We start from the raw sequence: 4,538 nt of genomic DNA, 5'->3' as shown, positions 1-4,538 counted from the left end.
GTTTATATTTTTTGGGTTTACTACACCCTTTATCATTTCTTATTCATCTTCATATTTTTCTCCCCTGATCTAATTAATTTTTCACGTAATAAAGAAACAGAACCCTATCCAAGTTTAGGATATCAAATTTCGGTTATTTTACCTTCATTGCTTATGTATATTGCATTATCTAATATATTAAACATTAATATGACAAATATACTTAACACAGGATTGAATTTTACGCTACGTTATGATGCCCGGGATAGTTTTTTTTGTCATAACAGATACATGTTCCTTACAAAACACCCCGACGCTCGATTCATGCTCATATCAGAAGGAAGCTATCGGGCATTAATACCATACAAAGATGATATAAATATATTCCGTCTCACATGTTCAGATAAAGAACCTTTTTATTCTCTGAACGGCGTTGTCGATAAAAATTCGCTGATACTCATAACAATAAAAGAACGTGCAAACATACTAATTAACGACCTGTATCTGAAGTGAGGGCACAGGCTCCACCCTCTGGTGGGGGAGCCAAATGTGACTATGAAAAGGCATGTACGGAAATCAATCAAACGATTCCGGCCTCTCTCAACAGAACATCCGACACCGCAAAAAGAAGCCTCAAAAGATGGCGTAATGCACATTTGCATTATCTTATTGCTCGTAATGCAAATGTGCATTATTATCGATATATGACCACGACAGAGAGAGAAGACGATGGCGACCATTAACGCACGTATTGATGATGATATAAAGAACCAGGCGGATGAAGTGCTGAAGCTGATGAATATCAGTCAAACTCAGGCTATTGCGGCTTTTTATCAGTATATTGCTGAACAAAAGAAACTGCCGTTTGTGATCACCTCAATTGTAAAAACGCCACATGATTTATTACGTGAAAGTTCAGACATGTTAGCTGAAGCTCTTGCAGTGATTTCCAATTTACAGGCATGGACTGAACAGCAGGATGGGATTGAAAAAGAAAAGCTGATGAAGTATTACCGCCGCCTCGACGCACTGTATTGTTGTGCAAAAGAGAAAATAGGCCTTCTTTCAGATAACCGAGATGCTGAACTGGCTCTGAACGCCTTTAATAAGGCTATGAGTATTCTTGTTGATGCACAAAATTTCGGATACGGTCATGAAAAAGTAACATTTTCTATGCTGGAAAAGACCAATTTTGCATTCGCTGTCCAGGAGTTTAAGGGGAAAGTAGTCAGTGTTGTACACTCAGCCAAGGAAAGTGTGTAATGATAAGACTTACCGCTCCCCCCTGTTTATGTAAGATATTGAATAACGAGAACAGCAGAAATTTTCATTACTACGCTCTGTTATAGTTGCATCTCAAACACCGAGCCATAACACGGTGTTTGAGTATTACAGGAATATAAGAGTCGTCACGACGTTCTCAATTAAATATCTCTTCATCATATTAACAATTTCTTGACTGTAGTTTGGTAATGATGTGAGACAAGAGAAATAAGTCGATTAACATTTTCATTATTATTAATATTTATGATATCAAAATTATTATTTTTTTTCCGGAGCATTAACTTTAGTAAAAGTAAGCAAAGCATCTATGTGTTTTAACCCATCATATACATGATTTAAGTTTATATTTAACTCTCTACCATCACAGGCTGTTTTAACCAAGAATCCGCGTGGCTGAGGTGGCTGGCACTTACCCCCGTAGTTATCTATAAGTATTTCACACTCATCCGACTTCATAAGCACTGCTGCTTCAAGTAACGTTGCTGTCGGTGTTCGCGGAAAAATATATCCCAAATCAACAGCTATGATATTTACATCGTTTTTATTTACAATACCCTTTTTGAACCAACGTTTGTATTGTCTTGTTTTATTTAGTATCTTGGAGGTTAGCAGTGTTTTGGGATTATCTGTAACTGCATATTCTTTTGCATTGATGCTTTTATATCGGAATCGTTCATCCTCTTTGGTCATTAACGTCACCTCAAAATTAAAACGAATCCCATTCATCTTCATTACAACATCAGGATGATTTTCTCCTGTTTGCTCAATCAATTGACCTTTTCTATCAATACATTTTCTCAAAGCAGATGCAAAAAAAACCTCAGAGTAAAATGATTCTCTCTTATTAACACTGCTTTCAGAATCAATTGCTTGAGAAAATGAAACCTGATGCTTCCCAAGATATTTTCTTACTTGTTGATATGCCAGTTCATAATTGAAACTCATACCCATCTCCTAATTATAACTAAGAAAACGTTTACCGTTGGCCGCAGTTAGCCATGAAAATTCCCCATAGTCTATCCCGTATTACGTAGAATCATCATTGATTTGCACCATAAGATATATTGTTGCTGTAGTGAGAATATGCGGTATAACACGGAAAAATCGTAGCACACGGGCACAGCGCTTCAATACGTCAAAGAAAACAGAATGTACTTGTACTGCTGTCATTATTCTGGTGATTTCAATAAAGGCACTTGCTCGCGCTCTGTCATTTTCTGAAACTCTTCATGCTGAATTTCGATTTTCCTCCTAAGATCATAACTCGCATACCTGTTCTTTTTATGTATATCCATATCTATTTTTGTGACGAGTTCAAACCACAATGTTCGCACTCCCCATGCAGCGTTATGAAACATTTCCGCAACGGCTATAGAGTCTGTATTAACTGCTTCAGTCATGTAGTCGCTAATACGTTCAGCGGTAATTTTCGTTATTTCATCGTAATCCATTTTATCTCCTACAAGATTATTTAATGGAATGCAAAATATCTGGCCTGATAATAATGTTCCAGAATTAATATCTGCAGGCTATGCTAAGTTGTCCCCACACACAATCTACCTGTTTTCTCGTGTGTGCCACAGACGCAATACATAAATAGTCTGGCCATTAAGTTCGTAACGGATTTCGTACTCACCTGCCAAAATCCGTCTGACTTCCCTGGGTTCAAACTGAAATAACTGTTCTCCCATACGTGGATGAGTTAACAGAATGACCGGCGCCTGTGTCAGGGACTGCACAGTTCTGGCGGCAGCAGGTTTACTGGCCAGTACCAGAAAATCATATAACCGCGCCAAATCAGAAAGCGCCTTACTGGTCCACTTCAGTTCCATCAGCGTGGCACCGGTAACGGATTGTCAGTACCAAGGCTGTCCGCCCAGGCCTGTACAGCCTGATGGCCGATAACCTGTCCGGATGTCACATCATCCAGGGCTTCCAGCGTCAGGCGATTACGCTCCTCTTCCTGGGCAAGCCATGCAGAAAGCGCCTGTTTGATAATCCAGCCCCGGGAGCGTTCCAGTCTGGCGGCCATCTGGTCGACTTTATCAGCCATAGGTAATGGCACATGCGCGGTAATTACTTTTGTTTCTTGTGCTGTATTGTTTTTCATTTGTATATCCGATTAGTTGTTAATCATACTTAATCATAGTAATTATTTTCAGACGGAACAAGGCAAATAATGCGCACCTGCGCATGTAAGGCTGCGCACGGTGGTGATACTCAGCCTGAACACCAATCAGGAAGACGCGCTGCGGGAGGTGTCCAAATCCCTCAAGTCGGCCTTCTGCCGTTCCGGACGAAAGTGCCAGCAGGGCGTGGCCACCCATCTGTTTGTGTCGGTACTCTGAGGGGCATGGGGCAAAAACCTGAAAAAGGTATTCGCCTGGCTGCCCCGCTCCGGGTGAAAATGAATGTACAGCGACGGAATAGATAGCACTTTTTGCTAAAGCATTTGCAGCAATGGCATGCTACATTAACTTTAATGGGAAATTTTTGCCATTGACAAATACTATATTTTCTGTTAACATTACTTACATAGTATTGTCCCGTCCCGTTCCCCCCCCCCCCAAACAAATCCGTTTATTTCCCGCCAGACTGGTCATCACCATTCCGGCCCGGATTTGTTTTGGATTTTTTTCCGGGGAGCACCAGGGACGAGCTTAAAATCGGTATGACAAACAGGAGGATGCGAATGAACACATCATAGCAGAGTTGAAAGAGAAAACATTCTGTACGGTATCAACAGCGCTCACATCAGTGAGGCGCGGGGTGCCTTTTTACGAAAAAAACTGAGGTCAAGAAGATGCTCACCACTAACACATCAGTGTTAACACCAACCATTCGATGGAGGATATATGGATTTTCTGAACGACACCGAGGGAACGGTTTTATTCCCATTCCAGACTGAAATCGCTTTTGTTCTGGCGATTATCACCACCGCCAAAGACCTTTCTGTCAGTGCCTGGAGGCACATCGGACAGAAACAATACTGGGGCGCCTGTCTCTGTATTTGGCTTCTGGTGGCTTACGTGGGACTCTGTGCCGCGGTGGTCTGGGCTGTAGCCCCCTGGCTTAAGGCCTTTATTGTGTCGAAATTTGCACTTTCGGCACTTTGGGTTACGCCAGTAAAGAGCGGACTGCTCTGGGGTATCGGTAAGATGGTGAGAGCCATCTGCCGAAAGTTTGCTCTTCTTAAGTAAGAAGCCGAAAAGTTACACGAAAGAATGGTGTATGTCAACAGATATTCACCATCTCCTTACGGCGGGGGGGGCTGT

4 protein-coding genes and 3 pseudogenes are annotated in these 4,538 nt (G+C 41.5%); 3 read left to right on the top strand and 4 right to left on the bottom strand.

All coding sequences use genetic code 11. The features are described from left to right. A pseudogene (locus EQY_RS27065) lies at positions 1-492 on the top strand (hypothetical protein); the annotation flags it as partial. Between the two features lie 216 nt (positions 493-708). Continuing rightward, positions 709-1,068, top strand: a pseudogene (locus EQY_RS0122110) (type II toxin-antitoxin system RelB/DinJ family antitoxin); the annotation flags it as partial. A 453-nt stretch (positions 1,069-1,521) separates the two neighbouring features. Here EQY_RS0122110 and EQY_RS0122105 read toward each other — a convergent pair. The 4 genes and pseudogenes from EQY_RS0122105 to EQY_RS0122090 form a co-directional block, all read right to left on the bottom strand. Beyond that, the gene (locus EQY_RS0122105; protein WP_000009635.1) at positions 1,522-2,208 is read right to left on the bottom strand and encodes a hypothetical protein; all 687 of its coding nucleotides are present in this window, start codon (positions 2,206-2,208) and stop codon (positions 1,522-1,524) included. 302 nt (positions 2,209-2,510) lie between these two features. Then, a pseudogene (locus EQY_RS0122100) lies at positions 2,511-2,714 on the bottom strand (hypothetical protein); the annotation flags it as partial. A 105-nt stretch (positions 2,715-2,819) separates the two neighbouring features. Then, entirely contained in the window at positions 2,820-3,095 is a 276-nt protein-coding gene (locus tag EQY_RS0122095) for a type II toxin-antitoxin system RelE/ParE family toxin (protein WP_000421264.1), read from the bottom strand. After that, positions 3,095-3,379: a CopG family ribbon-helix-helix protein gene (locus tag EQY_RS0122090; protein ID WP_024212708.1), complete on the bottom strand. Its 285-nt coding sequence runs from the start codon at positions 3,377-3,379 to the stop codon at positions 3,095-3,097. The genes EQY_RS0122095 and EQY_RS0122090 overlap by 1 nt, the downstream gene beginning before the upstream one ends. A 739-nt stretch (positions 3,380-4,118) precedes the next feature. Here EQY_RS0122090 and EQY_RS0122085 point away from each other — a divergent pair. Beyond that, positions 4,119-4,463: a hypothetical protein gene (locus tag EQY_RS0122085; protein ID WP_000346902.1), complete on the top strand. Its 345-nt coding sequence runs from the start codon at positions 4,119-4,121 to the stop codon at positions 4,461-4,463. Positions 4,464-4,538 lie beyond the last annotated feature (75 nt).

The organism is Escherichia sp. TW14182, from assembly GCF_000208525.1.
GTDB classification, from domain to species: domain Bacteria; phylum Pseudomonadota; class Gammaproteobacteria; order Enterobacterales; family Enterobacteriaceae; genus Escherichia; species Escherichia ruysiae.
This window is presented reverse-complemented; position numbering and strand designations above follow the sequence as displayed.